The sequence below is a fragment of the Paraburkholderia sp. HD33-4 genome (assembly GCF_021390635.1).
Classification (GTDB): domain Bacteria; phylum Pseudomonadota; class Gammaproteobacteria; order Burkholderiales; family Burkholderiaceae; genus Paraburkholderia.
The window spans coordinates 631,815-657,086 of the sequence record NZ_JAJEJS010000003.1 but is presented as its reverse complement, the minus strand read 5'-3'; the positions used below and the strand labels follow the sequence as shown (position 1 = coordinate 657,086).

The 25,272-nt window shown below is 63.5% G+C and carries 24 protein-coding genes; 14 read left to right on the top strand and 10 right to left on the bottom strand.

Annotated elements, in window-relative coordinates:
* The first annotated feature begins 13 nt into the window (after nucleotides 1–13).
* The 3 genes from L0U84_RS37550 to L0U84_RS37540 are packed head-to-tail and all read left to right on the top strand — an operon-like array spanning nucleotide 14 to nucleotide 3,029.
* Nucleotides 14–829 (top strand): class II aldolase/adducin family protein, encoded by an 816-nt coding sequence (locus tag L0U84_RS37550; RefSeq protein ID WP_233858176.1) that lies wholly within the window; start codon nucleotides 14–16, stop codon nucleotides 827–829.
* Nucleotides 829–1,422 (top strand): cysteine dioxygenase, encoded by a 594-nt coding sequence (locus L0U84_RS37545; protein WP_233858175.1) that lies wholly within the window; start codon nucleotides 829–831, stop codon nucleotides 1,420–1,422. Before L0U84_RS37550 ends, L0U84_RS37545 begins: the two co-directional genes overlap by 1 nt.
* Nucleotides 1,422–3,029: a rhodanese-related sulfurtransferase gene (locus L0U84_RS37540; RefSeq protein ID WP_233858174.1), complete on the top strand. Its 1,608-nt coding sequence runs from the start codon at nucleotides 1,422–1,424 to the stop codon at nucleotides 3,027–3,029. Before L0U84_RS37545 ends, L0U84_RS37540 begins: the two co-directional genes overlap by 1 nt.
* Before the next feature lie 52 nt (nucleotides 3,030–3,081).
* Here L0U84_RS37540 and L0U84_RS37535 read toward each other — a convergent pair whose 3' ends face one another.
* The gene (locus L0U84_RS37535; RefSeq protein WP_233858173.1) at nucleotides 3,082–3,993 is read right to left on the bottom strand and encodes a LysR family transcriptional regulator; all 912 of its coding nucleotides are present in this window, start codon (nucleotides 3,991–3,993) and stop codon (nucleotides 3,082–3,084) included.
* Nucleotides 3,994–4,193: 200 nt separating this feature from the next.
* Here L0U84_RS37535 and L0U84_RS37530 point away from each other — a divergent pair, with 200 nt between their 5' ends.
* The gene (locus L0U84_RS37530; RefSeq protein WP_233858172.1) at nucleotides 4,194–5,150 is read left to right on the top strand and encodes an ABC transporter substrate-binding protein; all 957 of its coding nucleotides are present in this window, start codon (nucleotides 4,194–4,196) and stop codon (nucleotides 5,148–5,150) included.
* 415 nt (nucleotides 5,151–5,565) lie between these two features.
* Nucleotides 5,566–6,630: a DMT family transporter gene (locus L0U84_RS37525; RefSeq protein WP_233858171.1), complete on the top strand. Its 1,065-nt coding sequence runs from the start codon at nucleotides 5,566–5,568 to the stop codon at nucleotides 6,628–6,630.
* Between the two features lie 87 nt (nucleotides 6,631–6,717).
* On the opposite strand, the gene L0U84_RS37520 is transcribed toward L0U84_RS37525, so the two are convergent.
* A complete protein-coding gene (locus L0U84_RS37520) occupies nucleotides 6,718–6,993 on the bottom strand; it encodes a hypothetical protein (RefSeq protein ID WP_233858170.1) in 276 nt (91 codons plus the stop codon).
* A gap of 897 nt (nucleotides 6,994–7,890) precedes the next feature.
* Between L0U84_RS37520 and L0U84_RS37515 the strand changes: the two genes are divergently transcribed.
* The gene (locus L0U84_RS37515; protein WP_233858169.1) at nucleotides 7,891–9,891 is read left to right on the top strand and encodes an alkaline phosphatase family protein; all 2,001 of its coding nucleotides are present in this window, start codon (nucleotides 7,891–7,893) and stop codon (nucleotides 9,889–9,891) included.
* A 133-nt stretch (nucleotides 9,892–10,024) separates the two neighbouring features.
* Here L0U84_RS37515 and L0U84_RS37510 read toward each other — a convergent pair whose 3' ends face one another.
* Together L0U84_RS37510 and L0U84_RS37505 are read right to left on the bottom strand one after the other, a co-directional pair.
* On the bottom strand, nucleotides 10,025–11,017 hold the full coding sequence (locus L0U84_RS37510) for an ABC transporter substrate-binding protein (RefSeq protein ID WP_233858168.1): 993 nt from the start codon (nucleotides 11,015–11,017) through the stop codon (nucleotides 10,025–10,027).
* 138 nt (nucleotides 11,018–11,155) lie between these two features.
* A complete protein-coding gene (locus L0U84_RS37505; protein ID WP_233858167.1) occupies nucleotides 11,156–11,455 on the bottom strand; it encodes a hypothetical protein in 300 nt (99 codons plus the stop codon).
* A gap of 309 nt (nucleotides 11,456–11,764) precedes the next feature.
* Between L0U84_RS37505 and L0U84_RS37500 the strand changes: the two genes are divergently transcribed.
* The gene (locus L0U84_RS37500) at nucleotides 11,765–12,271 is read left to right on the top strand and encodes a PRC-barrel domain-containing protein (protein ID WP_233858166.1); all 507 of its coding nucleotides are present in this window, start codon (nucleotides 11,765–11,767) and stop codon (nucleotides 12,269–12,271) included.
* 119 nt (nucleotides 12,272–12,390) lie between these two features.
* Nucleotides 12,391–12,705: a hypothetical protein gene (locus tag L0U84_RS37495; protein ID WP_233858165.1), complete on the top strand. Its 315-nt coding sequence runs from the start codon at nucleotides 12,391–12,393 to the stop codon at nucleotides 12,703–12,705.
* A gap of 21 nt (nucleotides 12,706–12,726) precedes the next feature.
* Here L0U84_RS37495 and L0U84_RS37490 read toward each other — a convergent pair whose 3' ends face one another.
* The 4 genes from L0U84_RS37490 to L0U84_RS37475 form a co-directional block, all read right to left on the bottom strand.
* On the bottom strand, nucleotides 12,727–13,614 hold the full coding sequence (locus L0U84_RS37490; RefSeq protein WP_233859819.1) for an amidohydrolase family protein: 888 nt from the start codon (nucleotides 13,612–13,614) through the stop codon (nucleotides 12,727–12,729).
* 96 nt (nucleotides 13,615–13,710) lie between these two features.
* Nucleotides 13,711–14,727, bottom strand: a complete 1,017-nt coding sequence (locus L0U84_RS37485) for a substrate-binding domain-containing protein (RefSeq protein WP_233858164.1) — start codon at nucleotides 14,725–14,727, stop codon at nucleotides 13,711–13,713.
* A gap of 33 nt (nucleotides 14,728–14,760) precedes the next feature.
* Entirely contained in the window at nucleotides 14,761–15,756 is a 996-nt protein-coding gene (locus tag L0U84_RS37480) for an ABC transporter permease (protein ID WP_233858163.1), read from the bottom strand.
* Nucleotides 15,757–15,780: 24 nt separating this feature from the next.
* Nucleotides 15,781–17,304 (bottom strand): sugar ABC transporter ATP-binding protein, encoded by a 1,524-nt coding sequence (locus L0U84_RS37475; protein ID WP_233858162.1) that lies wholly within the window; start codon nucleotides 17,302–17,304, stop codon nucleotides 15,781–15,783.
* Between the two features lie 417 nt (nucleotides 17,305–17,721).
* Between L0U84_RS37475 and L0U84_RS37470 the strand changes: the two genes are divergently transcribed.
* The 5 genes from L0U84_RS37470 to L0U84_RS37450 all read left to right on the top strand — a co-directional run bounded on the left by L0U84_RS37470 (nucleotide 17,722) and on the right by L0U84_RS37450 (nucleotide 22,844).
* Nucleotides 17,722–18,615 carry a LysR substrate-binding domain-containing protein gene (locus tag L0U84_RS37470; RefSeq protein ID WP_233858161.1) on the top strand — a complete coding sequence of 298 codons (894 nt, stop codon included), beginning with the start codon at nucleotides 17,722–17,724 and terminating at the stop codon, nucleotides 18,613–18,615.
* Nucleotides 18,616–18,779: 164 nt separating this feature from the next.
* A complete protein-coding gene (locus tag L0U84_RS37465) occupies nucleotides 18,780–19,529 on the top strand; it encodes an SDR family NAD(P)-dependent oxidoreductase (RefSeq protein WP_233858160.1) in 750 nt (249 codons plus the stop codon).
* Between the two features lie 116 nt (nucleotides 19,530–19,645).
* Nucleotides 19,646–20,971 (top strand): MFS transporter, encoded by a 1,326-nt coding sequence (locus L0U84_RS37460; RefSeq protein WP_233858159.1) that lies wholly within the window; start codon nucleotides 19,646–19,648, stop codon nucleotides 20,969–20,971.
* Between the two features lie 32 nt (nucleotides 20,972–21,003).
* Nucleotides 21,004–21,849, top strand: coding sequence for a transketolase (locus L0U84_RS37455; RefSeq protein ID WP_233858158.1), 846 nt, complete (start codon nucleotides 21,004–21,006; stop codon nucleotides 21,847–21,849).
* Entirely contained in the window at nucleotides 21,846–22,844 is a 999-nt protein-coding gene (locus L0U84_RS37450; RefSeq protein ID WP_233858156.1) for a transketolase family protein, read from the top strand. The genes L0U84_RS37455 and L0U84_RS37450 overlap by 4 nt, the downstream gene beginning before the upstream one ends.
* A gap of 40 nt (nucleotides 22,845–22,884) precedes the next feature.
* On the opposite strand, the gene L0U84_RS37445 is transcribed toward L0U84_RS37450, so the two are convergent.
* Nucleotides 22,885–23,124, bottom strand: coding sequence for a hypothetical protein (locus tag L0U84_RS37445; RefSeq protein WP_233858154.1), 240 nt, complete (start codon nucleotides 23,122–23,124; stop codon nucleotides 22,885–22,887).
* A gap of 303 nt (nucleotides 23,125–23,427) precedes the next feature.
* Here L0U84_RS37445 and phaZ point away from each other — a divergent pair, with 303 nt between their 5' ends.
* Nucleotides 23,428–24,726, top strand: coding sequence for a polyhydroxyalkanoate depolymerase (phaZ, locus tag L0U84_RS37440; RefSeq protein WP_233858152.1), 1,299 nt, complete (start codon nucleotides 23,428–23,430; stop codon nucleotides 24,724–24,726).
* A gap of 69 nt (nucleotides 24,727–24,795) precedes the next feature.
* On the opposite strand, the gene L0U84_RS37435 is transcribed toward phaZ, so the two are convergent.
* A complete protein-coding gene (locus tag L0U84_RS37435; protein WP_233858150.1) occupies nucleotides 24,796–25,110 on the bottom strand; it encodes a hypothetical protein in 315 nt (104 codons plus the stop codon).
* Nucleotides 25,111–25,272 lie beyond the last annotated feature (162 nt).

Here is a 25,272-nt window from a genome sequence, read left to right as displayed (position 1 = left end):
GCGTGACGACATCATGAGCACCGTACTCGCCGATCCGCCCTCGCTTGCGTTTCGCCCCACCCCCTTGCGCCAATTCTGGTTCGACGACGCAGCCGAGCCGCCCCGCTCGCTCGCGCAGGAGCGCCTGCACCGGCAACAGCGCCTCGCCGGCGCGTTCCGTCTGTTCGCGCGTTACGGATTCGCGCAGGGTCTGGCCGGTCACATCACCGCGCGCGATCCCGAATGGACCGATCATTTCTGGGTCAATCCGCTTGGCCGCCATTTCGGCCGTATCCGTGTGTCGGATCTGTTGCTCGTCAACAGTCACGGCGAGATCGTGATCGGCGACGGACCGGTGAATCAGGCCGCGTTCGCGATTCATGCGGCCATTCACGACGCACGGCCCGACGTGGTGGCCGCCGCGCATACGCATTCGCTGCACGGCAAGGCATGGTCGACGCTCGGGCGTAAGCTCGATCCATTGACCCAGGACGCCTGCGCGTTCTACGAAGACCACGCGCTGTTCGATGACTTTCGCGGCGTCGTGCTCGACACCACTGAAGGCGCGCGCATCGCGGACGCGCTCGGCTCGCACAAGGCCGTGATCCTGAAGAACCACGGCATCCTGACGGCCGGTCCTTCCGTGGAGGCAGCCGCGTGGTGGTACATCGCGCTCGACAACGCGTGCCATGCCCAACTGCTCGCGCAGGCGGCCGGCACGCCGCAGCCGATTCCGCACGACGTGGCGGCTCTCACGCATCAGCAGGTCGGCCGCGCGAACGGCGCACGACACGCATTCGACAGCCTGTATGAAGGGCTCGTCGAAGCCGAACCGGAACTGCTCGACTGATGGCCATGCATAAACTACGGCGTTTCGTCGGCGCCATCGCCACGCTCGTCGATTCTGGCGTCAATGAAGCCGAATTGCTCGACCAGGGCGCACACGCGCTGCGCGAGCTGATCCGCGTCGACGACTGGTTGCCGGACGCATACGTGCAAGCGTCCGCCGAGCGCTATCAACAGTTTCTGTTGTATGCCGATGCGCGCCAGCGCTTCAGCGTCGTCAGCTTCGTATGGGGACCGGGCCAGCAGACGCCGATTCACGACCACACGGTGTGGGGTTTGATCGGCGTGCTGCGCGGCGCCGAACTCGCGGCGCCATATGCGCGCCACGACGACGGCACACTGCGTCAGACGGGCGCCGAAGTGCGCCTCGAAGCGGGCGACGTCGATGCGGTGTCGCCGGGCATCGGCGACATTCATCGCGTTCGCAACGCCTACGACGACCGCACGTCGATCAGCATCCACGTGTATGGCGCGAACATCGGCGCGGTGCGCCGCTCGACGTACACGTGCGACGGCCGGCCGTTGCCCTTCATCTCCGGTTACTCGAACGACACGCTCCCCAACCTGTGGGACCTCAGCAAGGAACAGCATCACTGATGACGACCTATCCGGTTCGCACCTACGAAGACGTGCGCGAAGCGCTGCTCGCGCGCCGCGAAATCGCGCTGCTCGACGTGCGCGAAGAAGACCCGCATGCGCAGGCTCATCCGCTGTTTGCGGCCAATTTTCCGCTGTCGAAACTCGAACTCGACGCCTATCCGCGTCTGCCGCGCCGCGATGTGCCGATCGTACTTCTCGACGCCGGCGAAGGCCTCGCCGCACGCGCCGCCGACAAACTGACGGCGCTCGGCTACACGCAGGTCGCGTTGCTCGCGGGCGGGCTCGACGGCTGGATTCGCGCCGGCGGCGAGGTGTTTCGCGACGTCAACGTGCCGAGCAAGGCATTTGGCGAATTCGTCGAAGCGCGCCGGCACACGCCTTCTTTGTCGGCCGAAGCGGTGCAGACATTGCTCACGGATGGCGACGACGTCGTCGTGCTCGACGCACGGCGTTTCGACGAATACCAGACGATGAACATCCCCGGCAGCGTCAGCGTGCCCGGCGCCGAACTCGTGCTACGTGCGCGTGCGCTCGCGCCGGACCCGATGACGCGCGTGATCGTCAATTGCGCGGGGCGCACGCGCAGCATCATCGGCGCGCAGTCGCTCGTCAACTCGGGGCTGCCGAATCCGGTGGCGGCGTTGCGCAACGGCACGATCGGCTGGACGCTCGCGGGGCAGCCGCTCGAACATGGCAGCGATCGGCAATTCGATTCGCGAGCCGGGCTCGATACACACAACCTCGCCGCGTCGCGCGGCGCGGCGCGCGCGCTTGCGGACCGCGCGGGCGTGAACCGCACGACACTCGACGAAGCCACGCGCTGGACCGCGCAAGCGTCGCGCACCATCTATCGCTTCGACGTGCGCACGCCCGCCGAATACGAACGCGCGCATGCGCCTGGGTTTCAGGGCGCGCCGGGTGGCCAGCTCGTGCAGGAAACCGAGATGTTCGCGCCCGTGCGCGGCGCACGTGTCGTGCTGTTCGACGACGACGGCGTGCGCGCGAACATGACGGCGTCCTGGCTCGCGCAGATGAACATCGACGTATATGTCGTCGACGGGGCTACGCCCCAAGACCTGAGCGCGAGCGGCGCATGGCGCGGCGCAAAGCCCGAGCCGGCGCCCGCGCCACTCGTGTCCGCTGACGAACTGGCCGCGCTCCTCGCAGACCCTTCGAGCGGGACTGTCGTGATCGACGTGACGGCCAGCGCCAATCATGTGAAGGCCCATATTCCGGGCGCCTGGTGGCTCGTGCGCTCGCGACTGTCGAACACCGTCGACGATCTGCGCACGCTCCCCGATGCGAAACGCTACGTGCTCACGTGCGCGACGAGTGCGCTCGCGCCGTTCGCGGCGCCGGAGATTGCCGCGCTGACCGGCAAGCCCGTCCAGGTGCTCGAAGGCGGCACGTCCGCCTGGATTCGCGCGGGGCAACCTACCGAATCTGGCGACGCTCGCCTCGCGTCGCCGCGCATCGATCGTTACCGGCGTCCATACGAGGGCACCGACAACGCGCGCGAAGCGATGAACGCGTATCTGGAATGGGAGTACGGCCTCGTCGCGCAGCTCGAGCGCGATGGCACGCATGGCTTCTTCGTGATCTGATCCACGGATGCGACACGGGCGCCGCGTCAAGCGTGCGCCCGCATCGTCGTCGTTACGCCGCGCGCGACAGGCGCGCCGCCTTGAAGCTCTGCGCGACGCTTTCCGACAGCACGGCGAGCGCCGAGCGCATCTTGCCGAGCGCGTGCGACCTGACGATCCACACCGCGATCTCAGGCTTGAAGTCGCTCACCTGAACCACATCGAGCCGCGCGGCATGCGCACTGATGCGCAACAACGGCAGCGGAACCAGCCCCAGTCCGACGCCATCGGCGACGAGGCCTAGTTGCAGTTCCGTGCCGAGCGTCTCGAGGTTGAGCTTCAGCGCATAGCCTTGCGCGGCAAGCGCCTGCTGCAATCCCGCCCGAAAACCGCAGCCGTCCGGATTCAGCACCCACCCATAAGACTGGCATTCGGCCAGCGTGTGCGTGCGCTTTTTCAGACTGCCCTTTCGCGCGACGACCGCGAGCTTCAGCTCACCGAGCGTTTCTCCGGCCAACGTGTCAGGCAACACGCGATTGGCCGCCAACAGCACGATCGCGGCGTCGAGTTCGCCGTCATCGACCTTCTGCAGCAATGGATTGCCCCACCCCGTCGACACGCGCGCCTGTAACTCCGGATGCGCGCCGCGTAATGCATGCAAGGCCTTGAGCATCGCAACGTCGGCGACCGTCTGCGCGACGCCGAGGCGCAGCACGCCGGCAAGCGGTGCGTCGTCGGTGACGAGATGCCTGAGCGCATCGACTTCGCGGACGATCGCGCGGCATTGTTCATACACGGCGCGGCCCATTGGCGTGGTCTTCAACGGCTTGGTATTGCGGTCGAGCAACTCGACGCCGAGCGCTTCCTCGAAGTTCTGGATGCGTCGCGTGACGGCAGGTTGCGTGAGCGCAAGAGAATCGGCAGCCTGACTCAGCGACTGGCTGCGCACGACGGCGACGAAGGCTTCGATCTCATCGAGTTTCATGGAATGTTGTATGGCTGGATTGAACGTTGAATGGCCCGCTCATGCATGACCCTTGCATGAGCTTAGCGTGTCGACGCACCGATGTTCAAGCGGCGCGCGCTTTCCCCGCTCGCATATTAACAAAGCAGAACAATGCGTTTGCCTTATAAAACGTGCATACGTATCGTGTGCTTTTCTACCTCGCCTGCGCAGCGCATCCCATGTCCTATCTTTTGAATCGGTTTCTACTGAGGTTTTCCGGACTTCTGCTTGGCGCGCTCGGCGCGTTTGCCTCCTCTGCGGCGATGGCCGATGCCACGCTCAAAGTTGGCGACCAGCAGTTGCAGACTCGCGGCATTCTCGAAGCGTCTGGACAACTGAACAATCTTCCGTACAAGATCGAATGGTTCAATTTCCCGGCCGCGCAACCGCTCGGCGAAGCGCTCAATGCGGGCGCGATCGACGTCGGCGGTCTCGGCGATGCGCCGCTGATCTTCGCCTACGCCGCGGGCGCGCGGGTGCGCGCAGTCGCGGCAACACGCTCGATACCACGCGACCTCGCGATCATCGTGCCCGACGGCTCGCCGATCAAAACGGCCGCCGATCTCAAGGGCAAGCGCATCGCGACGACGCGCGGCTCGATCGGCCACTACCTCGCAATTGCGACCTTGGAGCGCGCCGGCATCAAGCTGTCCGACGTATCGCTGCGTTTCATGCAGCCGGCCGATGCGAAGGCGGCGCTCGCGTCGGGCAACGTCGATGCATGGTCCACGTGGGACCCGTACGTCGCCCTCGCCGAGCAAAAGGATCATGACCGTAGCATCGCGAACGGCATCGATCTTTCGTCGGGACTCAGTTTTCAGGCGGCGACGGAGACTTCGATCAACGCCAAGCATGCGGAAATCGCCGACTTCCTGAAGCGCGTCGCCGCAGGCCAGCGCTGGGCGCTCGCGCATCCCGACGAAGTCGCCGCGATGCAATCGAAGGTGACCGGCTTGCCACCCGATGTGCTGAAGACGGTCTACCAGCGCGCGCAATTGCATCCCGTCGCGATCGACGACGGTCTCGTCGCCGAGCAGCAAAAGACCGCCGACCTGTATCACCGCGCGGACGTGATCAAGACGCGCCTCGACGTCACACCAAGCTTCGACCGGCAGTTTCCTCTCGACGCGCGATGACCTCGCGGGCAACCCGGCAATCTGCGGTCGCAGCCGGTCCCATCACGATGGCGAGCCGTCCCCCGCATAGCGCGCTTGCGGACGAGATCGGCGCGCATCGAGCGGCTTGATCCAGCGCAGCGCCATACCGATTGGCTGACGCTGCGCGATGCTCATTCAGAGCCAGGCGAGGCCAGGTGCGGCCTCGCACTTTCGTAAGGTGCGGCGCCGGGTCACCCAGGCGCTGTGTCGACTGAACGATGCGTCAACGCGGGCTGCGAGTATGTGGTGCAATCCACAGGTTGCTCGCGGCAAATCGCAGTTGCCTGAACGCAATGCCGGTAAAGGCCATGCGACGCCCCACAAGCACGCCCCTCACGTGGGGTAAACTGCCTGCTCAAGCCCGCCATCTGGCGTTCCCACACTCCTTTCCGTCATGAAACCAAGACTTGACGCCGCGGTTTTGACCGCGCTCTGTGCCGCGGCACTGTTCGGAGCGGCGACGCCCCTCGCCAAAGCCCTGCTCGGCTCGATGTCCCCGTTCATGGTCGCAGGCCTGTTCTACCTTGGAAGCGGCGTCGGACTCGGTGTCGGCATCATCGTTCGCCGGATGCGACGGCCGTCGACACACGCCAGCCATGATCATCGGATTCAGAAAGCAGAATTGCCGTGGCTTGCCGGCGCGATCGCCGCCGGGGGGGTCGCCGGGCCCGCGCTGCTGATGCTGGGCCTGTCGAGCACGCCGGCCGCTACGAGTTCGCTGCTGCTGAATCTCGAAGGCGTGCTCACCGCCATCGTTGCATGGGTGGTTTTCCGGGAGAACGTCGATCTGCAAGTGTTTCTCGGCATGGTTGCGATCGTCGCCGGAGGCGTGATGTTGTCCTGGACTCCGGGAAAAGCGGGTGTGCCGGCCGGTGCGCTGCTCATCGTCGGAGCGTGTCTGTGCTGGGCAGTCGACAACAATCTCACGCGCAAGGTGTCCGCGAACGACGCGATGGTAGTCGCGTGCCTGAAGGGACTCATCGCCGGTCCTGTGAATCTTGCGATTGCAATCGCGACTGGAGCGTCACTGCCATCGGCAATCACGGTGGGTGCAGCCATGCTCACAGGGCTTGCAGGCTATGGGGTGAGTCTTGTTCTATTTGTCGTCGCGCTTCGTCATCTGGGAACGGCACGCACGGGGGCTTACTTCTCGATTGCACCGCTGTTCGGTGTCGCCATCTCGCTGCTCATCTGGCCTGAACTTCCGGCCGTCACCTTCTGGATTGCCGCAGCGCTGATGGGGCTTGGCATCTGGCTTCACGTACGCGAGCGGCACGAGCACGAGCATACTCACGAACTGATTGAGCACTCACACCGGCACCGGCACGACGAGCATCATCAGCACGAGCACGACTTTCCGTATGCCGGTGACGAGCCCCATACCCATCCGCACGTCCATCTGCCCATCACACATTCGCATGCGCATTTCCCGGACATTCACCATCGTCACCAGCATTAGGCCGTTGTCCTGATTGCAGGCGGCACCGTTGTTGGTGCGCCGGGGTGGTGAGTTGGCAGGCGTCATCGTCTCCGTCAATTGCTCCGCTCAGTGAGCGGATGGCCACCTGGCGTTACTGGAAGCGCCCTCACGGCGGTGCGTGCCTTCCAGGCTATCCATGCGACAGAGCAGCGCTTTCGCCTGCTTCTCGATGTGCATAGGCAGCAATGGCATGACCAGAGTCATCCGTACCCTGCCTCGCCAGTAGTTCAGGCTGGCGACTGCTCCCCCTTCGACCTGGTACACGTAACGAGTCGAGCACTCGAGATAGTCGAGTACATGTCTGATGTGCGCCAGATCTTGCTCTGCCAGTTCGTAGCTCAAGATGAAGTCACCGTCGTCAGTTGGGCTGGATTGTCTTCGTTGATGCTAATTCGACGCTTTGGTACCCATGCCGCTGGTCATGGCACCACGCTGGCACATGGGAAGAGACTCTTGCATTTGGCTTGCGACAGTGACACGCAACGCACCCTTGCTGGTTCGCCTGCCAACCTTGGACAGGACAATCCCACTGCGCGTTGGCTGCCGATAGCTGTATCAGCTACGTGTGACGGCTTTTTTTTTCGCTTGATTTCGGGTTTCGAGTGACAACAAAAACTAGTCGACACGCTCACCGACAGTCGAACCGATTTGTTTTTTTATAGTGCGAAGCTGGCCCAGGTCGGCGCAGCCACGTCTTCTGAAAACACTATCACGCATTGCTGAAGGAATACTTATGGGGTTCGCACGTTGACGCCAACTGCAAAAGACACTATCTCCGTCGGTCAAACAAAAAATGCGTCAGACCCACTGAATCAGCATCGGAAAATTCCCGATAGCGCGTGTGGCCAATAATTAGGATCGCTTTGTGAATTCAGCGAGAAGAATTCGTGACTGCACTCGAGAACCGCAAGCGCCAGCCACGAGCGCCGCCATTCAGCAGACTAAAGATTCGATGGACGTCAAAGAACCACAGAGACAAGCGCAAGTTCTTTGCACGGATTTGCCTCCTCGCTACATCTGCCATCGGACACGACAAAAGTTCTGAACCTTTCGAAAGATCAGTGCAGGTGAATCGTAGGGGTGGTCACGTGACCTGCACAAAAACGACTTGTCGCCGCCTCCTCATCGTCATTTGGAAGGTCTAGTTTTCCAGGCTGTAACACGCCGTAAGGATTCGAAGAGAGGTAGACGCCGTCCAACAGTCGTGCAAAGCAGTTCAACGCCTCAATGGAGCTCCCCATGATCCAGACACCAAGATCGACATTCCATCGGCCTTCAGTTTTTGCCTTGCTGAGCGCGGTCTCGCTAGCGGCTGCCGCAATCTACTGCTCTGCGGCGGACAGCAAGCCTCAATCCACGATGGATACATCTTCGGACACGGTAACGCCGATCAAACATGTCATCGTCATCGTGGGCGAAAACCGGACGTTCGATCACGTGTTCGGCGCTTATCAGCCGAGGGCTGGCCAGACCATATCCAACCTGTTGTCCAAGGGCATTATCAAGGCAGACGGCAGACCAGGACCCAACTTCAAGTTCGCTGAGCAATACATGGCCAAGGCCACGAATCCGTCACGGTTCGACGCCAGCCCAGAGGCGAAGCACCCTTACTCGACACTGCCCGCGCCGAACACGGGCTCGGCGCCTAGCGCGGCAAGCGACGCGAGTCCGCCGCCGTTTGCAACACTTGCCGAAGCACAGAAAGTCGAAGGGTATGCCCTCGAAACAGGCGATCTCATTCAATTGACTACGGGGGCGACGGGCCTCCCCAAAGACGTTCCTGACACGCGCTTTGGTTCGAACCTGTACAACCTGCCGAATGGTCCGTATCAGATCTCACGTGTCGGTCCGAACTACGACCAATACATGAACAGTCCGGTCCATCGCTTCTATCAGAACTGGCAGCAGGCCGACTGCAACGTCGCCCACGCGACGTCCGATAATCCGAGCGGTTGCGACATGGATCTATTCGCGTGGGTAGAGGTTTCGATAGGCGCCGGATCGAATGGCAACGCGCAGGCCGCAAACTTCAACGATCAGTCGACCAACGAAGGCGCAACCGCGCTCGGATTCTATAACGTGAATCATGGCGACATGCCCTACTTCACGGAGCTCGCGCGCAATTACACGATCAGCGACAACTATCATCAACCGGTAATGGGCGGCACGGGCGCGAACAGCATCATGATCGGCACGGCCGATGCACTCTATTACACGGACGGCAACGGCAATCCGACGACTCCTCCTCAGAACGAGATCGAAAACCCGCGGCCGCAGCCCGGCACCAACAACTGGTATAAGCAGGACGGCTACTCGGGTGGGTCGTATAGCAATTGCTCGGATCCGAAGCAACCAGGAGTAGGCGCGATCCGACACTACCTCGACAGCCTGTCATATCACCCCAATGCCAATTGCGCGCCCGGCACGTACTATCTGCTGAATAACTACAACCCCGGCTACAACGGTGACGGTAGCGTCAATACGAGTCCCTTCACCATTCCGCCTTCGCCGGTGCGCACTATCGCCGATACCCTGCTAGAGCGCAATGTTTCATGGAAGTACTATGGCGAAGGCTGGACCAGCTTCATAACCAGTCCGTCAACGAGCGTCTACTGCAATATTTGCAATCCGTTTCTCTACGAAACGGCGATCATGACCGAACCGTCACTGATGGCCGCGCATCTTCAGGATACGACGAACCTGTATGCCGACATCACAAACGGCACGCTACCCGCGGTTTCCTTTGTGAAACCGGGCGGATTACTCGACGGACACCCGGCTTCTTCAAAGTTTGGTCTCTACGAGGGATTCGTGCATAAGATCATCGATTCAGTTCAGGCGAATCCCGAGTTGTGGGAATCCACTGCAATCTTCATTACTACCGACGAGGGAGGCGGCTACTACGACTCCGGCTACATTCAACCCGTTGACTTCTTCGGGGACGGGCCACGCATTCCTCTCATTGTCGTGTCGCCCTATTCGCGTGGCGGCCGGGTGGTTCACGATTATTCGGATCACGTTTCGCTCGTAAAATTCATCGAACGGAACTGGTCGCTGGGACCTATCACGTCGCGCAGTCGTGACAATCTTCCCAACCCCGTTCAGTTGCCCTCCAGCCCATACGTTCCCACGAATGCACCGGCGCTTGGAGACCTGTTCGATGCATTCCGGTTCCGGCACGCCAGGGAGTCCGATGCGGATAGCGGCAAAGAGGGCGGTGCTGGAATGTTCCCGTTCTAACTGCGCCGGACAGGAATAAGGGCGCTGTGAATGCTTCGCATCGAGCCAGTAGGATGGCGTTGAATGGGGGAGGCTCGGCCTCCGCCATTTAACGCCGTTGATTTTCTAACCGACGGGTAAGCCTGAGACGAGATCATGTGTTGGCAAGACGAGTCTCCGAAATCGCGCGCACATCGATGCGGCCTGGCAGAATCGCGTCACGCTGGGCGCGATCCGCGACCTTTTGCAGCGCGTCGATGTCGCTGTCGTTGACGAAATGCTGCTTCAGCGCCGCGCGTTTCGTGATCTGCCGCGCGGCATCGATCGGCGAGCGCGTGAGCGTCGCATAGATTTGCGCGTAAGCCTCGGGGTTTGCGATCGCCCAGTCGCCCGCGCGTTGATAACGTAACAGCAGGTCCGCGATCGCGGCGCGCTTGCGCGGGTCAGCTAGAGCGCCGCCCGATGCCGTGATGAAGCCCAGCCCGCTGTTGATGCCGGTGCCGTCGCGCAGCACGCGGCCACCGCGCTGCACGGCGATGCCGTAGTACGGATCGAACGTCGCCCATACCTCGATCGAACCCGATGCGAAGGCGGCGAACGCATCGACGGGCAGAATGAAGCGCACCGATACGTCGTCCTTCGACAAACCCGCCTCGGCCAGTGCGCCATACAGCTGGAACTGAGAAATGCTGCCGCGCGCCGACGACACGAACACCGTCTTGCCCTTTAGATCGGAGACCGAACTGATCGTGGAGTGCGGCGCGACCAGGATACCGAGTTGCGCGCCCGACCCTACTCGCGTCGCGACGATTTTCAGCGACGGGTCGCCGACGGCTGCCGCGAGTACCGGCAAGTCGCCCGCCGGCGCGAGATCGACCGAACCGGCGCGCTGCGCTTCGAACAGCGGTGCCGCGCCCTGGAAGTTGGCCCAGCGCCACGCGTACGGCGTGCCGTCGAGCACTTTCGCCGCTTCGACGAGGGCGCGCGTGCCACCAGCCTGATCGCCGAGCACGAGGGTCACGTTTTCCGCGGCCCGTGCATCGTTCGTGCCGGCAAACGCGGATATCGCGGCGAATGGCGTCGCGGCCAGTGCTCGAAGCAGCGTGCGCCGCTGTGTCGAAATGGACGTTGAAGCAGATCCGGTCATAAGTCCTCGCTGTCGATGTGCAACACAGCGTAGCGACGAATAACCGCGCTGAGAATCATTCTATTTCGATATGTTTATATCGACTCAATATTTATGTTTTGCATCTTCCCAAGCCGCCATCGATGGCGTACTGGCTGCTCAATGCCAGTGCCCGCCATGTCCTCCGTGCCAGTGGCCGTAATAGCCGCCATGGCCATAGCCACCGCCCCAATAGCCTCCGATCACCACGGAAGGTCCCCACCATCCGTAGTAGCCTGCCCATGGATAGCCGTAGGGATAACCGTAATACCCTGGGTAGCCGTAGTACCCGGGATAGCCGTAGTACCCTGGGTAGCCGTAATAAGCAGGCGCAGGCACCGCGACATACGTGCAATTCTGTCCCGACAACGGCAAGGCGTTTGGCGTCGCATTCGCGCCGGCCGTCCCTCCTGGCGGCATAGGTGCGTTGCCAGTCGCGGATTCAGTGGTGGCGGTGGTGTTGACGGCGGCGGTGCCATTGGTGCAGGCGTAATAGCCTCCCGCTCCCGGATAATACGAATAGGGGCCGTAATAGACGCAGCCAGACAGCGCAAAAACGCTCGCCACGCCAGTGCATAGACCAACGATTCCACAACGCATGATCGCTCCCCCTGTCCGGGCTCAGCGCGGCCGTCTCGACACGGCGTGGCTTTATTCTAGTCTTCGAATCTGGTGCCGGGTACGCGTCTTGCGCAGAGCAGGTATTCCGTGGAAATCAGGAGCTTCGTCATGGACCCGCTCGATCCCCTCGACCCGAACGCCTCCGCGACTCCCGCACAGCCGGGCACCGGCGCCCGTATCGTCGGCGGCGGCATTGGCGACGGCCCCGGCCCAGAGGTCATGGCCGCCGCCACGCTCGACGGCAATAAGGTCATATCTTCCGACGGTCAGGACCTCGGCAGGATCTCCGACATCATGCTCGACGTGCGCAGCGGCCGCATCGCGTATGCGGTGCTGACGGAGGGCGCTTTTCTCGGCATCGGCGGGACTTTGCACGCGATTCCGTGGCGCTCGCTGACGCTCGACACGGAGCACAAGTGCTTCCAGCTGGACGCAACGGCCGAGCAGGCAAAGAGCTCGCCGGGCTTCGACAAGGACCATTGGCCATCGATGGCCGACCGCGCATGGGGCACGTCGGTCCACCAGTTCTATCACCGCGAACCGTACTGGGAAGCAACGCGCGGTGTCGTCGAAAGCGATCCCGCGACACGTGTCGATCCGACGACCGGGATCTAAGGACACTCATCGAGACGCTCGAGCACCGATCCCTCGTGCACGCCACGTTGCTGGCGGCAAAGAGGTGCGAGCGCGATGTCAAATCAGCTGCCGGCAGACTACCGCGCAGCGGAGGTGCAATGACGATGATCCGACGCACACTAGCTAATCGAAAAAATCTCTCCTATGTGGCATGGGTGGCTGTCGGCACGGGTTCTGTATTTCTGACGCTCGCGCTTCCGCTGCCCGCATTGGGCGCCTTCGTCGTCGGCGCCTGCTGTGCGTACGCGGGGCGTAATGGGGGGCGGCGAGATGCGCGATTTGTCGCCGCCTATCTGGCGCCGCCAGAACCGGGCGACAGTGCGGAGGTGCCACCGCCGCCCGCGGCTTCGACGAATGCTACGAACGCTACGAACGCTACGGACGAGCCGCAAAGCGAAGCCAGAATGCGCTAACGCGCTCCGGCCTCGCACCCGTCAAAGGCGATAAACCCGCTCGGCATTGTCATGAAACAGCGCAAGCCGCTCCTGCGCTGAAAAGTCTTTCGTGATGGCCTTGAACGCGTTGAAAACCGCGTCGTAACTGCTGAACAGCTTGTCGACCGGAAAGTTGCTGGCGAACATGCAACGCTCGACGCCGAATGCCTCGATCGCATGCAGCACGTACGGGCGGATGCTGTCGACCGTCCAGTTCCAGTCGCCCATGCCGAGGCCCGAAATCTTGCACGACACGTTCGGCGCCGTCGCGAGCAGCTTCATCGCCTTCTTCCAGCCTTCTATTTCGGCCGGCGCGCGGTCCACCGGCATGCCCGTGTGATTGAGCACGATCGGCGTCTCGGGAAACTCGCGCGCCAACGCGACCGCTTCCTCCATCTGCGTGTAGTACAGCTGCAGATCGAACGACAGGTCATAGCGCTTGAGCAGCGCATAACCGCGCCGCCACTGCCCGTCGCTCATCAGATGCGGACTGTCGATGAACGTCTTCACCGGATCGCGATGGAAGTTCAGACACTGTCGGATGCCGCGCACGTTCGGGAATTCGCAGTGCGCTTCGATCACCGCCTGCACGTCGGGAGACGACAGATCGGCGAAACCGACGATGCCATGCGGATAGCCGTGTTTGTCGGCGACGCCTTGCAGCCAGCGCGTTTCGGCGACCGGATCGTTGTGATCGTATTCGACCTGCAGATGCACGGTCTTCACGACGTTCTGGTTCTTGATGTCGGCGAGAAAATCGTCGATCAGATAGTCCTTGCGGATCGCCGAATAGTCGCCGAACACGCGGTCGAGCATGGGGCCTTGCAGCCACGGATAGGTGCCGGTCTTCAGATCGAAAAGGTGGTGGTGCGGGTCGATGATGGGCAGTATGTCCACGGTGTCTCCGGATCTCACGAGTGGTTCGGATCGAAACGCCGTCCACCTCGCGTGGACGGCTCGCATCGGGTTACGTTCGGCTCGCGTTCAATAGTTGCCGGCCGAAGGCGGATAGACGCGCTTGACGGTGGCCTGCGCGTCGGCCTGGTCGATCGTGTCCCTGGTGACGAGGGGTTCCTTCAACGCCAGTTGCTGGGTCGTCGGCTTGTGGTTCAGCGCATTGAACACCTGCGTCGTGGCGTCGATACCCTGTCCTACCGCTTCCTGCAAGAAGATGCCTTGAATCGAGCCGTCACGCAGCAAACGGATCGTCGTCGGGCTGCCGTCAGCCGTCACCACCGCCACCTTGCCGGTCAGCCCGCGCGTTTGCAGCGCCTTTGCCGCGCCGGTCGCGGCTTCGTCGTACATGCCATAGATCGCCTTGACGTCGGGATGCGCGGTCAAGATGTCGTTGGCTTGCGAGACCGCCTCGTTGACGGTCAGGCCATGCGTCTCGAGCACCTGCACGAGCTCGCAGCCGTCGGCCTTGAACGATTCCTGCGCGCCCTTCATGTACTTCTGCGCGTTCTCGCGGTCCTGCGGCAGCGACAGCATCGCGATCTTGTTGCCGCCGCGATCCTTGGCCAGCTTGCACACGTATGAACCTTCCGCCTTGCCCGTCTCATAGTTGTTCGCCGTGACCGCCGAGGTGAAATCCGTCTGCCCCGCCTGCGGTCCGATTCCGGTGAACGCGATCGGCACCGACTTCTCTTTCAGCACACGCAAGACGGGCGGCGTGCTGGTCGAACTGACCGGCCCCATCACGATCGCATCGACGCCGCGCGTCAATGCCGTGCGCACGTTGTCCATCTGCTTGGCGGGCGAATTCTCCGAAGTGAACTCGACGTAGTTCATGCCGAGTTCCTTCGCGCGCTGTTTGACGCCATAGGCAACCCACTGCCAGTACGAAATATCGAGGGACGGCGCGATATACGCGACGGTATGCTTCGCCTGCGCGAACGTCGATGACGACGCCATGGCCGTCGCCATCAACACGGCTGCCGCCATTACCCGGCCCCACGGCTTTCGCGTAACGCGGGCCTGCTTCGGTGCGATCTGCTTCATGTCTGTCTCCTATGAGCTTGTGTTTGCCGCGGCTTAACGCCGTGCTTTGGTAATGCGGTCGACCAGCACCGCGATAAGAATGACGATCCCCGTCACGGTGCCCTGCCAGAAACTGTTCACACCGATCAGATTCGCGCCGTTCTGGATGATCGTGATCATCAGCGAGCCGAGCAGCGCGCCGATCGCCGAACCCGTTCCGCCGAACAGACTCGCGCCGCCGATCACCACCGCCGCGATCGCCTGCAGCATCAGGCTCGAACCGGCCGTCGCCTCGGCGTTGCTGATGTACGAGATGCTGACGATGCCGGCAAACGAAGCGAGCAGCCCCGACAGCAGGTAGGCGGCAAGCCGCACACGGTTGACCGGAATGCCGATCACGCGCGCCGACGAACTGCTGCTGCCGACCGCATAGAGCCAGCGGCCAGCCACGACCTTGCGCAGGCAGAACTCGATCGCGACGAGCAGCAGCACGCACCACAGCGCGTAGTTGGGCAGACCGGGAATCAGCGTGCCGGAATTCAGCAGGTAATAGTTCGGATCGGAGATCGGCAGCGAATGGCCGTCGGTGACGATGAACGACAGGCTGCCCGCGATCGCATAGGTGCTCAGCGTGACGACGAACGGCGCGAGTCCGACGAAGGTGACGAGCGCACCGTTGATGAGCCCGATCACGAGCCCCACGCCCAGTCCGGCGAAACTGCTCGCAATGGAGCCGAAGCCGTGCGCCATCGCGAGCCCGGTCACCATGCCGGTCAGCGAGAACACGGAGCCGACCGAAAGATCGATGCCCCCCGTGATGATCACGAGCAGCACGCCGAACGCCATGATCACGAGCGGCGCCGCGGCCTGCGTGACGTTGGCGATGTTGCCCGCCGACAGCGCGGCGGGCACGACCATCCCGACCGCCAGCTCGATGACGATGAGCGCGATGGCGATCGCGATTTCGGTGCGGTACGTCGATAGCAATCGACGCCCGGTGCCGCCGGGCTGGCGGGTCCCCTCTGCGACCGGTTGAGTGACTGTCTTCATGTTCGTCTCCATTGCATTGTTTGATCAGGCGGCCATGCCCGTCGCGTTGGCCAGATTGGTTTCGTTGACGTCGGCGTGCGTGAGCACGCCGGTGGGACGGCCGTCGAGATCGAAAGCGAGCACGGTGTCGCACAGCTCGACGAGCTCCACGTACTCCGTCGACCACCAGACCACCGCGCAGCCCTCTGCGGCCATCTCGCGGATCAGCGCGTAGATCTCGCGCTTGGTGCGGATATCGACACCGCGCGTCGGTTCTTCGAGCACCAGCAGCTTCGGCTTGAGCGTAAGCCAGCGCGCGACCAGCAGCTTTTGCTGGGTGCCTCCGCTCAGCGTCGACGGCAGGTCCCACTGCGAGCCCACGCGCATGTTCAGCGCTTCGAGCAGACGCGCGCCCTGTCGCACTTCGGCGCGGCGCGCGACGCCGCGCCGCTCGACGATGCGCTGCGCCGCCATCAGGTTGTCGACGATCGGCAGCGTTTCGAGAATCCCTTTGTTCGCACGGTCGCCCGAGATGAAGCCGACGCCGCCGCGCGCCGCCGCGCCGGGATTCGCGAAGCGCAGCGGCTCGCCGTTGCGCTGCACGTCCCACGCGCTTTCGGTCGACTGTCCGGTCAGCGCGTTGATCAGCGCGGACGGTCCGGTCGGCGCGCCGGCGAGTCCAACGATCGAGCCGGGGCGAATCGCGACGCGGATGTCCTCGTGCGCGAACGTGATTTCGTCGCCTTGCGCAAAGCCGGGTGCCGCGCCGTTGCCCGCGTGGGTATGGATCGCCTTCGCCGCGTCACCTGTTTGCCCGTCGGACTCGACGCTCTGGCCCATGCATTCGACGATCTCGCGATCCGTGATCGCATCGAGCGCGACGCGATCGACTGCCGTCTTGCCGTCGCGGATGATCGTGCAGACGTCGGCGATCTGGCGGATCTCGCGCATCCGGTGCGACACGAAGAGAACCGCGAGCCCGGTCTCGGCGACCAGCCTGCGGATCACCGCGAAGAGCCGCGCCGTCTCCGCGGCCGTCAGGTTCGCGGTGGGTTCGTCGAGCAGCAGCAGGCGCGCGCCCGAACCCAGCGAGCGCGCGATCTCGACCAGTTGACGCTCGTGCAGCGTCAGATCGCCGACCAGCCGCGCGGCGGACTCGCGCGCGAAATGCGGATCGATCAGCGACAACGCGTCGACGGCAAGCGCTTGCGACGCGCGCTCGCTGTACTTTTGCGTCGCGCGCCGCAGGCGCGGCATCGCGATGTTTTCCGCCACCGACAGATGCGGCAACAACGCGAGCTCCTGATTCACGACCGCGATCGAACCCGCTTCGACATGTGCGGCCACCGAAGCGCCGAGCGACTCGCCGTCGAATTCGAGCGTGCCGCCGTCGCGTTCGTGCTGACCGGAGATGATCTTGATCAACGTCGATTTGCCCGCGCCATTGCCGCCGAGAAACGCATGCACTTCGCCTCGCGCGATGGACAGGTCGAAGCCGCGCAGCACTTGCGTCGGTCCGAAGCTCTTGACGATCGAACGGGCGGACAACAGGAATGGCGTTTGAGCCATGTCGAATCTCCAATTGCGACAGCGCTTTCGCACGCAACGAGGCCGGCGCAAGACCGGCGCGAAAGCGCGCGAATCGAACAGGGAAGGGGCGGCAAAGCCTGCGTATGCCGTCAATCGGCGCGATACGCGTATGACGGATATGGAGCGAAGCTTGCTTGACTAGCGAGGACGCGGCGACGATCGCGCGCGGCGAAGGAAAAACGGATAATGCATGGCGGTCTGTCTCCTGCGCAGTGGTGCACTGCGCCATATCGGTATCGGGATGGAAACGTGATCTGAGCGACGTTTCCAGCCTGCCGCATCGCGGGTCCCTGCCGTGAGGCAATCCGGACCGGTGCGGCTTATGGACAGAATGGCAGTGCGCATCACTCGCGAACAAGCCGGTTTCATTCAACTGCAACTGAAAAAAATTTCACTATGCGCATCCCACCGCTGAAGGCGATCATCGCGTTCGAAAGCGTTGCCCGCACGAAAAGCGTGAATCGCGCGGCCGATGAACTCGGCCTGACGGCGTCGGCGGTGAGCCATCAGCTGAGCAATCTCGAGTCGATCATCGGGCAGCCGCTGTTCCAGCGCTCGGGCCGCGGACTCGTGCTGACGCCCACCGGCGAGCGTTATCTGGCCGACGTGACGGGCTCGCTCGCGGACCTGAGCCGCGCGACCGAACGCGCGTCGAGCCGCACCGACGTCGAGATCCTGCGCGTGCATTCGAGCCCGAGCTTCGGGCTGATGTGGCTGCTGCCGAGGCTGTCGTCGTTCCAGGAAGCGAACGACGACATCCAGTTGAACGTCGCCTGCTCATACGAAAACGTGTCGTTCTCGAACGGCTTCTACGACATCGACGTGCGCCACGGCTACGGCAACTGGACCAATGTCGAAGTCAAAACGGTGCGCGGCGAGTTCATTGCGCCGCTCGCGTCTCCGAAGTACCTCGCACAGCATCCGGTGAAGACGCCGGAGGACCTGCTGTCGCATCGGCTGATCTATTCGGAGTCGCCGCTGGTGCAGTGGAAACAGTGGTTCGGCCGGACCGGCGTATCGGCCGCGCACAAGACTTTCGACTTCTCGTTCGACCGCTCGTACATGTCGCTCGAAACCGCGGCGCTCGGGCTCGGCATCGCGCTCGAAAGCCTGATGCTCGCTTCGGTGAAGATGCGCGAGGGACTGCTGGTGCCCGTGTTCGACGCCAGCTTTGCGGTCGAAGTCGGCGCTCATCATCTCGTCTATCCGGCGCAGAACGCGGAACTGCCGCGCGTCGAGCGCTTTCTCGCGTGGATCGAGCGCGAAGCGGCCGCCGACTTGCGGGGCTGAGTTTGCGCCTTGGCTTGCCCCCGCGCCTGCGCCGGGCTTTGCACCGGACCCGCGCCGCAGCCGTCATCTGAATTTTTCTCAGCCATTGCTGAACGTTTCCGCGTTGATGCGGGCGCTTCGCGAGCCGACACTCTGGGCATCAGTCAACACATAGGAGACGAACCATGCTGCTCGAGAACCGGACCATCATCGTGACGGGTGCGGCGTCGCCGCGAGGCATCGGCAAGGCCACGGCCCGTGCGCTGGCCGCGCAAGGCGCGCGCGTCGTGATCCTCGATCTGCGCCTCGAAGACGCGCAAAGCGCGGCCGCCGAGCTCGGCGCGGCGCATCTCGGTCTGGCGTGCGACGTTACCGACAAGGACGCCTGCATCGCGGCCGCGCGCGAGACGCTGCAGCGCTTTGGACGCATCGACGGTCTGGTCAACAACGCGGGCATCACGCAGCCGGTACGCACGCTCGACATCGGCGGCAAGGACTTCGACGCGATCGTCGACGTCAATCTGCGCGGCACGCTGTACATGTCGCAAGCGGTGCTACCGGCGATGCAGGAGCAGAACGGCGGCAGCATCGTCTGCATGTCGTCGGTATCGGCGCAGCGCGGCGGCGGCATCTTCGGCGGTCCGCATTACAGCGCCGCGAAAGCGGGCGTGCTCGGTCTCGCCAAAGCGATGGCGCGCGAATTCGGCGCGAACCGCATCCGCGTGAACTCGATCACGCCTGGTCTCATCCAGACGGACATCACCGGCGACAAGCTGACGCCCGCGATGCGCGAGGACATCATCAAAGGCATTCCGCTCGGCCGGCTCGGCGACGCCGCCGACGTCGCGAACGCGTGCCTGTTTCTGCTCAGCGACCTGTCGAGCTACCTCACGGGGATCACACTCGACGTCAACGGTGGCATGCTGATCCACTGACGCCGCGCGCCGCCAGTCGGCGCGTTTCGGCGCAAGCAACGCACCCGGAACACAATCCGGGGCACGTGGCCACAGGCACGCGCAGCAGCGCCTGCCGTGGCACCCAGGAGACATCGATGAAAGCCAAATACACCGCGACCGTTGCCAGCAACGTAATGCCGCGAAACGACAAGCTCACGTTCGAAGCACGGACCTATGCGAAAGTCGCCCGCCGGTTGATTCCCTTCCTGATGCTGTGCTATCTCGGCGCGTATCTGGACCGCGTGAACGTCGGCTTCGCGAAACTGCAGATGCTCAACGATCTGCGTTTCAGCGAAACGGTGTATGGGATGGGCGCCGGCATCTTCTTTCTCGGCTACTTCCTGTTCGAAGTGCCGAGCAACGTGATTCTTCACCGCGTCGGTGCGCGCCGCTGGCTAGCGCGAATCATGCTGACGTGGGCCGTCATCTCCGCGAGCTTCGTGTTCGTCAGGTCGCCCACCGCGTTCTACGTGCTGCGGTTTCTGCTCGGCGTGGCCGAGGCCGGCTTCGCGCCCGGCGTGATCCTCTATCTGACCTACTGGTTCCCGGCGGAGCGCCGCGCCAAGGCGTTGTCGCTGTTCTTCATGGCGATTCCGCTCGCGGGCATCATCGGCGGCCCGCTGTCCGGCGCGATCATGCATTCGCTGCATGGCGTGTGGGCGATGTCGGGCTGGAAATGGCTGTTTCTGCTTGAAGCGGTGCCCTCGCTCGTGCTCGGCATCGCGATTCTGCTGTATCTCGACGACGGCATCGCCAAAGCAAAGTGGTTGAGCGACGCGGAGAAAACGCTGCTCGCACGCAACGTCGCGAACGATGCGCAACAGACGGTCTCGCACGTATCGATTCGCGACTTCATCCGCGACCGTCGCCTGTGGCTGATGGCGGCGATCTACTTCTGCGTGGTGCTGGGCCAGTATGGTCTGACGTTCTGGCTGCCCACCATCATCCACCGGGCCGGCGTCGCCGATCCGTTGTGGGTCGGCGTGTTCACCGCGATTCCGTATCTGTGCGCGATCGTCGCGTTGCCGCTGATCGGCATGAGCGCCGATCGCCGCCGCGAGCGTCGCTTTCACCTGGCGATTCCGATGCTGGTCGCCGCCGCGGGCTTCGCGACGTTGCCGCTGCTCGGCAGCGTCGGTGCGTCGATCGTGTGTCTGAGCGTCGCGTCGGCGGGCATTCTTGCGTCGTCGTCGCAGTTCTGGTCGCTGCCGACCGCGCTGCTCGGCGGCATGTCCGCCGCGGCGGGCATCGCCGCGGTGAACTGCTTCGCGAACCTCGCCGGCTTCTTCTCTCCGGCGATCGTCGGCTGGCTCAACGACCTGACCGGCAAGTCCACCGCCGGGCTGATCTTCATTTCCGTCTCGGTGACGCTGGGCGCCATGCTGGTCTTTCTGGTGCCCGCCCGATCCGTGAACCGATGATTCCCTTTCTCGACCTGCTACAGGAGTTACCGATGGACGCTGAGACCATCACCGAGTCGGTCACGCTCGCCGAGCGTGCCTACCGCATCCGCCGCAACGCGTTGCTGATGGGCGAAGTACAGGGCCAGGGCTATATCGGCCAGGCGCTCGACATTGCCGACGTGCTGGCCGTCGCTTACTTCGGCGCGATGCGTTACCGCCCTGAAGACCCCGAATGGGAAGGCCGCGACCGCTTCCTGCTGTCGAATGGCCATTACGCGATTGCGTTGTACGCGGCGCTGTTCGAAGCCGGCATCCTGCCCGCCGACGAACTCGAAACCTACGGCAGCGACGACAGCCGCCTGCCGATGTCCGGCATGGCGAGCTACACGCCGGGCATGGAGATGTCGGGCGGCTCGCTCGGCCAGGGGCTGACGATCGCCGTCGGCCGCTGTCTTGGTCTGAAGCGCAAAGCTTCGGACTCCTTCGTCTACACGCTGTTCTCCGACGGCGAGCTCGACGAAGGCGCGGTCTGGGAGGGCCTGATGTCGGCCGCGCACTGGAAGCTCGACAACCTGATCGCGATCGTCGACGTGAACAACCAGCAGGCCGATGGTCCGTCGACGCAGATCATGGCGTTCGAGCCGCTCGTCGACAAGCTCGAAGCGTTCGGCTGGTACACGCAGCGCGTGGACGGCAACGACATCGAAGCGGTCAAACGCGCGTTCGACAACGCGCGCCATCACGACAAGCCGCAACCGCGCATCATCGTCTGCGATACGAAGATGGGCTGCGGCGTGCCGTTCCTCGAAGCGCGCGAGAAAAACCACTTCATCCGCGTCGACGCACACGAATGGCAACTCGCGCTCGAAGCGCTCGAAGCCGGGAGACAAGCATGAGTACCGTTGCAAAGAAGCCGCGCCTGAAGACCTCGGCGATGATCGCGTCGATCGCGTCGGAGGGCCAGGTCACGCGTTCGGCGCCGTTCGGTCACGAACTGGCCGAACTGGCGCGCAACAAGTCCAGCGTGATCGGCATGACGGCCGACCTCGGCAAGTACACCGACCTGCACATCTTCGCGAAGGAGTTTCCGGAGCGCTACTACCAGATGGGCATGGCCGAGCAGCTGCTGATGGGCGCGGCATCCGGCTTCGCGCACGAAGGCGCGCAGCCGTTCGTCACGACCTACGCGGTGTTCGGCACACGGCGCGCCTACGACTTCATCCACCAAACGATCGCCGAAGACAATCTCGACGTGAAGATCGTCTGCGCGCTGCCGGGCCTCACGACCGGCTACGGCCCGAGCCATCAGGCAGCGGAAGACCTCGCGCTGATGCGCGCAATGCCGAACATGACGGTGATCGATCCGTGCGACGCGCTCGATATCGAGCAGATGGTGCCGGCGATTGCCGCGCACAAAGGGCCGGTCTATGCGCGGCTGTTGCGCGGCAATGTGCCCGCCGTGCTCGACGAATACGACTACCGCTTCGAACTGGGCAAGGCGAAGCTGCTGCGCGACGGCAACGACGTGCTGCTGATCTCGTCGGGGATCATGACGATGCGCTCGCTCGAAGTCGCGAAGGCGCTCGAAGCGGACAACGTCGGTGTGGCCGTGCTGCACGTGCCGACCATCAAGCCGCTCGACACCGCGACGATCCTGCGCGAAGCGAAGCGCACGGGCCGCATGGTGATCGTCGCGGAGAACCACACGGTGATCGGCGGACTCGGCGAAGCGGTGGCGCGCACGCTGCTCGGCGCTGGCGTGACACCGCCATTCAAGCAAATCGCGCTGCCCGACGAGTTCCTCGCGGCCGGTGCGCTACCCACGCTTCACGACCGCTACGGCATCTCGACGGACGCGATGGCTACGACGATCAAAGCGTGGCTCGGTTGACGACGCAAGTCGTCACAACACCGCGCGGGCCTGTTCGGCTTTACACCCCGATGGTCCGCGTCGTCTTCAGCGCGATCCATGTCATGCCTTCGCGCAGTCCTTCGAGTACCGCTTCTCTTTCGGCGGCGAACACCCGCGATTGATGAAAGGTGCGTTCGAAATCACCTTCGGGCGACGTATGCTTGACATGGATCGTCGCCTGAAATCCGCCTTCCTGCGCCTCCTCCGTCTCGACACTCACGGACCAGGTTCCTTGCTGCGCGTTTGCTGAGATGCTCATTGGATGCTCCTCGGGTTGTCGCGAGCGGCTGCCACGGTCAGCCTAAGGCCGTGCAACGCCTCGATCGTTGATCCACGTCAAGCGTCGATGCGAGCCGTGAGCGACGCTAGACATCATTCGCTCGCCCGATGCCTTCAGCTTCGCTTCAGACTCACGCCGTCGCGTGAAAACGCACCGCGCACGCACCGATTTGGCGCCCCTCGCCCCGACGTTTCGCGGTAAGCTTTGCGAGAGTATCCGCGTCACGAGTTCGTGCCCGTGCGGCAACGCTGCCCTCATGATCGACGAACGCCGGAGTTCATCATGTGGTACGCCTTCATCGATGCACAGCAACGCCTCGCTCGCGCGATGGTCGGGGGAATGCTAACCGAATCGAGGTCGGTGCCGAACGCGCAAGCGGGCTGGCTCGGGCCGGAACAGGCGGCCGACGCGTTCAGCCACTGGCTGCTGAGGTCGAGCTGCGCTTTCGAGCGAACCCCGCCGTTCGCAATCCACTCCGTTGCCGCCAACGGTAGCCGCGTTGCGGTCGACGAAAGCGTCGTCGCCTCGTTGACGGTCGGCACGCTGCTCAGGTTCAGGCGCAACCCGTCTACGCCGCCTGCCGACGCAAAACTGCCGGTGCTGTTGTGCGCGCCTCTCGCCGGCCATCATTCGGTCATGCTGCGCGAGACCGTCGAAACACTGCTCGAAGAACGTGACGTGTTCGTGACCGATTGGGCCGACGCGCGCGACGTCCCTCGCGAAGCGGGCCCGCTTTCGCTCGCCGACTACGTGCAGGCGCTCGAAAGCTTCGTCGGCACCGCGTGCGCGTTCGGGTCGCCGATTCATGTGGTCGCGATCTGTCAGGCGAGCGTGCCCGCGCTCGGCGCCGCGGCGCTGCTTGCCACGGACGAGGCCGCGCCGATTGCGAGCGTCTCGCTGCTCGGCGGCCCGATCGATACGCGGTTGAACCCGACCGTCACGGACCGCTTCGCGAGTTCCCATACGCTCGAGTGGTTTCACGACCATGCAATCGATATCGTTCCACCGCCGTATCGGGGCGCGGGACGCCTCGTGTATCCGGGTTTCATCCAGCAGGCCGCGATTTTTGCCGCGCATCCGGAGCGGCACTTGCGACTCGAAGCGGATTACTGGTCCCGATGGCTCGCCGGCGACATACCCGGTGCGCAGCAGGCGCTGCGCTCGGCAAATGAATATGCCGCGGTGCTCGACATGGCGGAGTGCTACTTCCTCGACATGCTTCGTGTGGTGTTTCACGAACATCTGTTGCCGCGCGATCTGTGGTCGGTCGCCGGGCGCCGGGTGCGGATCGCCGCGCTGCGCGATACGCCGCTGTGCACGATCGAGGGTGACAGCGACGAGATCACCGGCGCGGGGCAAACGCATTGCGCGCATGCGCTGTGCGGTGCATCGCCGCTGCGGCCCGCGCGTCAGCTGACCATCGAGCAGTGCAATCACTACGATCTGTTCATCGGGCCGCGTTGGCGCGATGCGGTTCATCCGGGGCTCCGCGAATTCTGGCGCGATGTCGAGCACGCCGCGCTGGAAGTTCGACGGCCGCGCCGCGCGGCCAGGATTCCGGCAGGCCACAGATCGGCATAAGGCGGTTGGGAAAACGTCAGCATTGCGCAGCGGGCGATCGTTGAGCGTAACCTCACGACGCAGATTGGCTCAGTGCCCGCCCTCCATGCCGATCGCGGCTTCCAGGGCCGTTTCCGCCGCATCGAACGCACGGCGGATCGCCGCTTGCGCGTCGTCCCCAGCGCAGTGCGCGACGGGCCTGAGTTCATGCGCGCGCGTAACCAGATCGAGCCGCACGGCATACAACGGATGCGCCGATCCCGGCCGCAACGCCTCGATGGAGAGATGGCAGTGCGACACGAGTGCGCCGAACCGCGCGAGACGCACCAGTTGCGCACCTGCTTCCGCTTCGAGCGAAGCGGCACCCGCGAAGCCGACATAGACGATCTGCATGTCGATGCCCATCTTCGCCTCCCGGTGCGAATGTCGATCGGGCCTGTTCCTCGGAAACCCGGGCCAGGCGCTCGCTATCGGCTTATTTTGTTCTTGTGCGAAAGGCGGGCATTGACGTGGGTCAAGCGCGGTGAAGGCGCGCGCGGTGATACCGGTCGAAGTACTGAGGTGGGA

Excerpts from the sequence above, each read along its gene's own strand:
- L0U84_RS37495 (WP_233858165.1), top strand. The coding sequence starts at position 12,391 with ATGACGATGATCCGACGCACACTAGCTAATCGAAAAAATCTCTCCTAT.
- L0U84_RS37500 (WP_233858166.1), top strand. The coding sequence starts at position 11,765 with ATGGACCCGCTCGATCCCCTCGACCCGAACGCCTCCGCGACTCCCGCA.
- L0U84_RS37450 (WP_233858156.1), top strand. The coding sequence starts at position 21,846 with ATGAGTACCGTTGCAAAGAAGCCGCGCCTGAAGACCTCGGCGATGATC.
- L0U84_RS37505 (WP_233858167.1), bottom strand. The coding sequence starts at position 11,455 with ATGCCGCCAGGAGGGACGGCCGGCGCGAATGCGACGCCAAACGCCTTG.
- L0U84_RS37525 (WP_233858171.1), top strand. The coding sequence starts at position 5,566 with ATGAAACCAAGACTTGACGCCGCGGTTTTGACCGCGCTCTGTGCCGCG.
- L0U84_RS37485 (WP_233858164.1), bottom strand. The coding sequence starts at position 14,727 with ATGAAGCAGATCGCACCGAAGCAGGCCCGCGTTACGCGAAAGCCGTGG.
- phaZ (WP_233858152.1), top strand. The coding sequence starts at position 23,428 with ATGTGGTACGCCTTCATCGATGCACAGCAACGCCTCGCTCGCGCGATG.
- L0U84_RS37480 (WP_233858163.1), bottom strand. The coding sequence starts at position 15,756 with ATGAAGACAGTCACTCAACCGGTCGCAGAGGGGACCCGCCAGCCCGGC.
- L0U84_RS37550 (WP_233858176.1), top strand. The coding sequence starts at position 14 with ATGAGCACCGTACTCGCCGATCCGCCCTCGCTTGCGTTTCGCCCCACC.
- L0U84_RS37530 (WP_233858172.1), top strand. The coding sequence starts at position 4,194 with ATGTCCTATCTTTTGAATCGGTTTCTACTGAGGTTTTCCGGACTTCTG.
- L0U84_RS37510 (WP_233858168.1), bottom strand. The coding sequence starts at position 11,017 with ATGACCGGATCTGCTTCAACGTCCATTTCGACACAGCGGCGCACGCTG.
- L0U84_RS37445 (WP_233858154.1), bottom strand. The coding sequence starts at position 23,124 with ATGAGCATCTCAGCAAACGCGCAGCAAGGAACCTGGTCCGTGAGTGTC.
- L0U84_RS37535 (WP_233858173.1), bottom strand. The coding sequence starts at position 3,993 with ATGAAACTCGATGAGATCGAAGCCTTCGTCGCCGTCGTGCGCAGCCAG.
- L0U84_RS37435 (WP_233858150.1), bottom strand. The coding sequence starts at position 25,110 with ATGGGCATCGACATGCAGATCGTCTATGTCGGCTTCGCGGGTGCCGCT.
- L0U84_RS37460 (WP_233858159.1), top strand. The coding sequence starts at position 19,646 with ATGAAAGCCAAATACACCGCGACCGTTGCCAGCAACGTAATGCCGCGA.
- L0U84_RS37515 (WP_233858169.1), top strand. The coding sequence starts at position 7,891 with ATGATCCAGACACCAAGATCGACATTCCATCGGCCTTCAGTTTTTGCC.
- L0U84_RS37465 (WP_233858160.1), top strand. The coding sequence starts at position 18,780 with ATGCTGCTCGAGAACCGGACCATCATCGTGACGGGTGCGGCGTCGCCG.
- L0U84_RS37470 (WP_233858161.1), top strand. The coding sequence starts at position 17,722 with ATGCGCATCCCACCGCTGAAGGCGATCATCGCGTTCGAAAGCGTTGCC.
- L0U84_RS37545 (WP_233858175.1), top strand. The coding sequence starts at position 829 with ATGGCCATGCATAAACTACGGCGTTTCGTCGGCGCCATCGCCACGCTC.
- L0U84_RS37475 (WP_233858162.1), bottom strand. The coding sequence starts at position 17,304 with ATGGCTCAAACGCCATTCCTGTTGTCCGCCCGTTCGATCGTCAAGAGC.
- L0U84_RS37455 (WP_233858158.1), top strand. The coding sequence starts at position 21,004 with ATGGACGCTGAGACCATCACCGAGTCGGTCACGCTCGCCGAGCGTGCC.
- L0U84_RS37540 (WP_233858174.1), top strand. The coding sequence starts at position 1,422 with ATGACGACCTATCCGGTTCGCACCTACGAAGACGTGCGCGAAGCGCTG.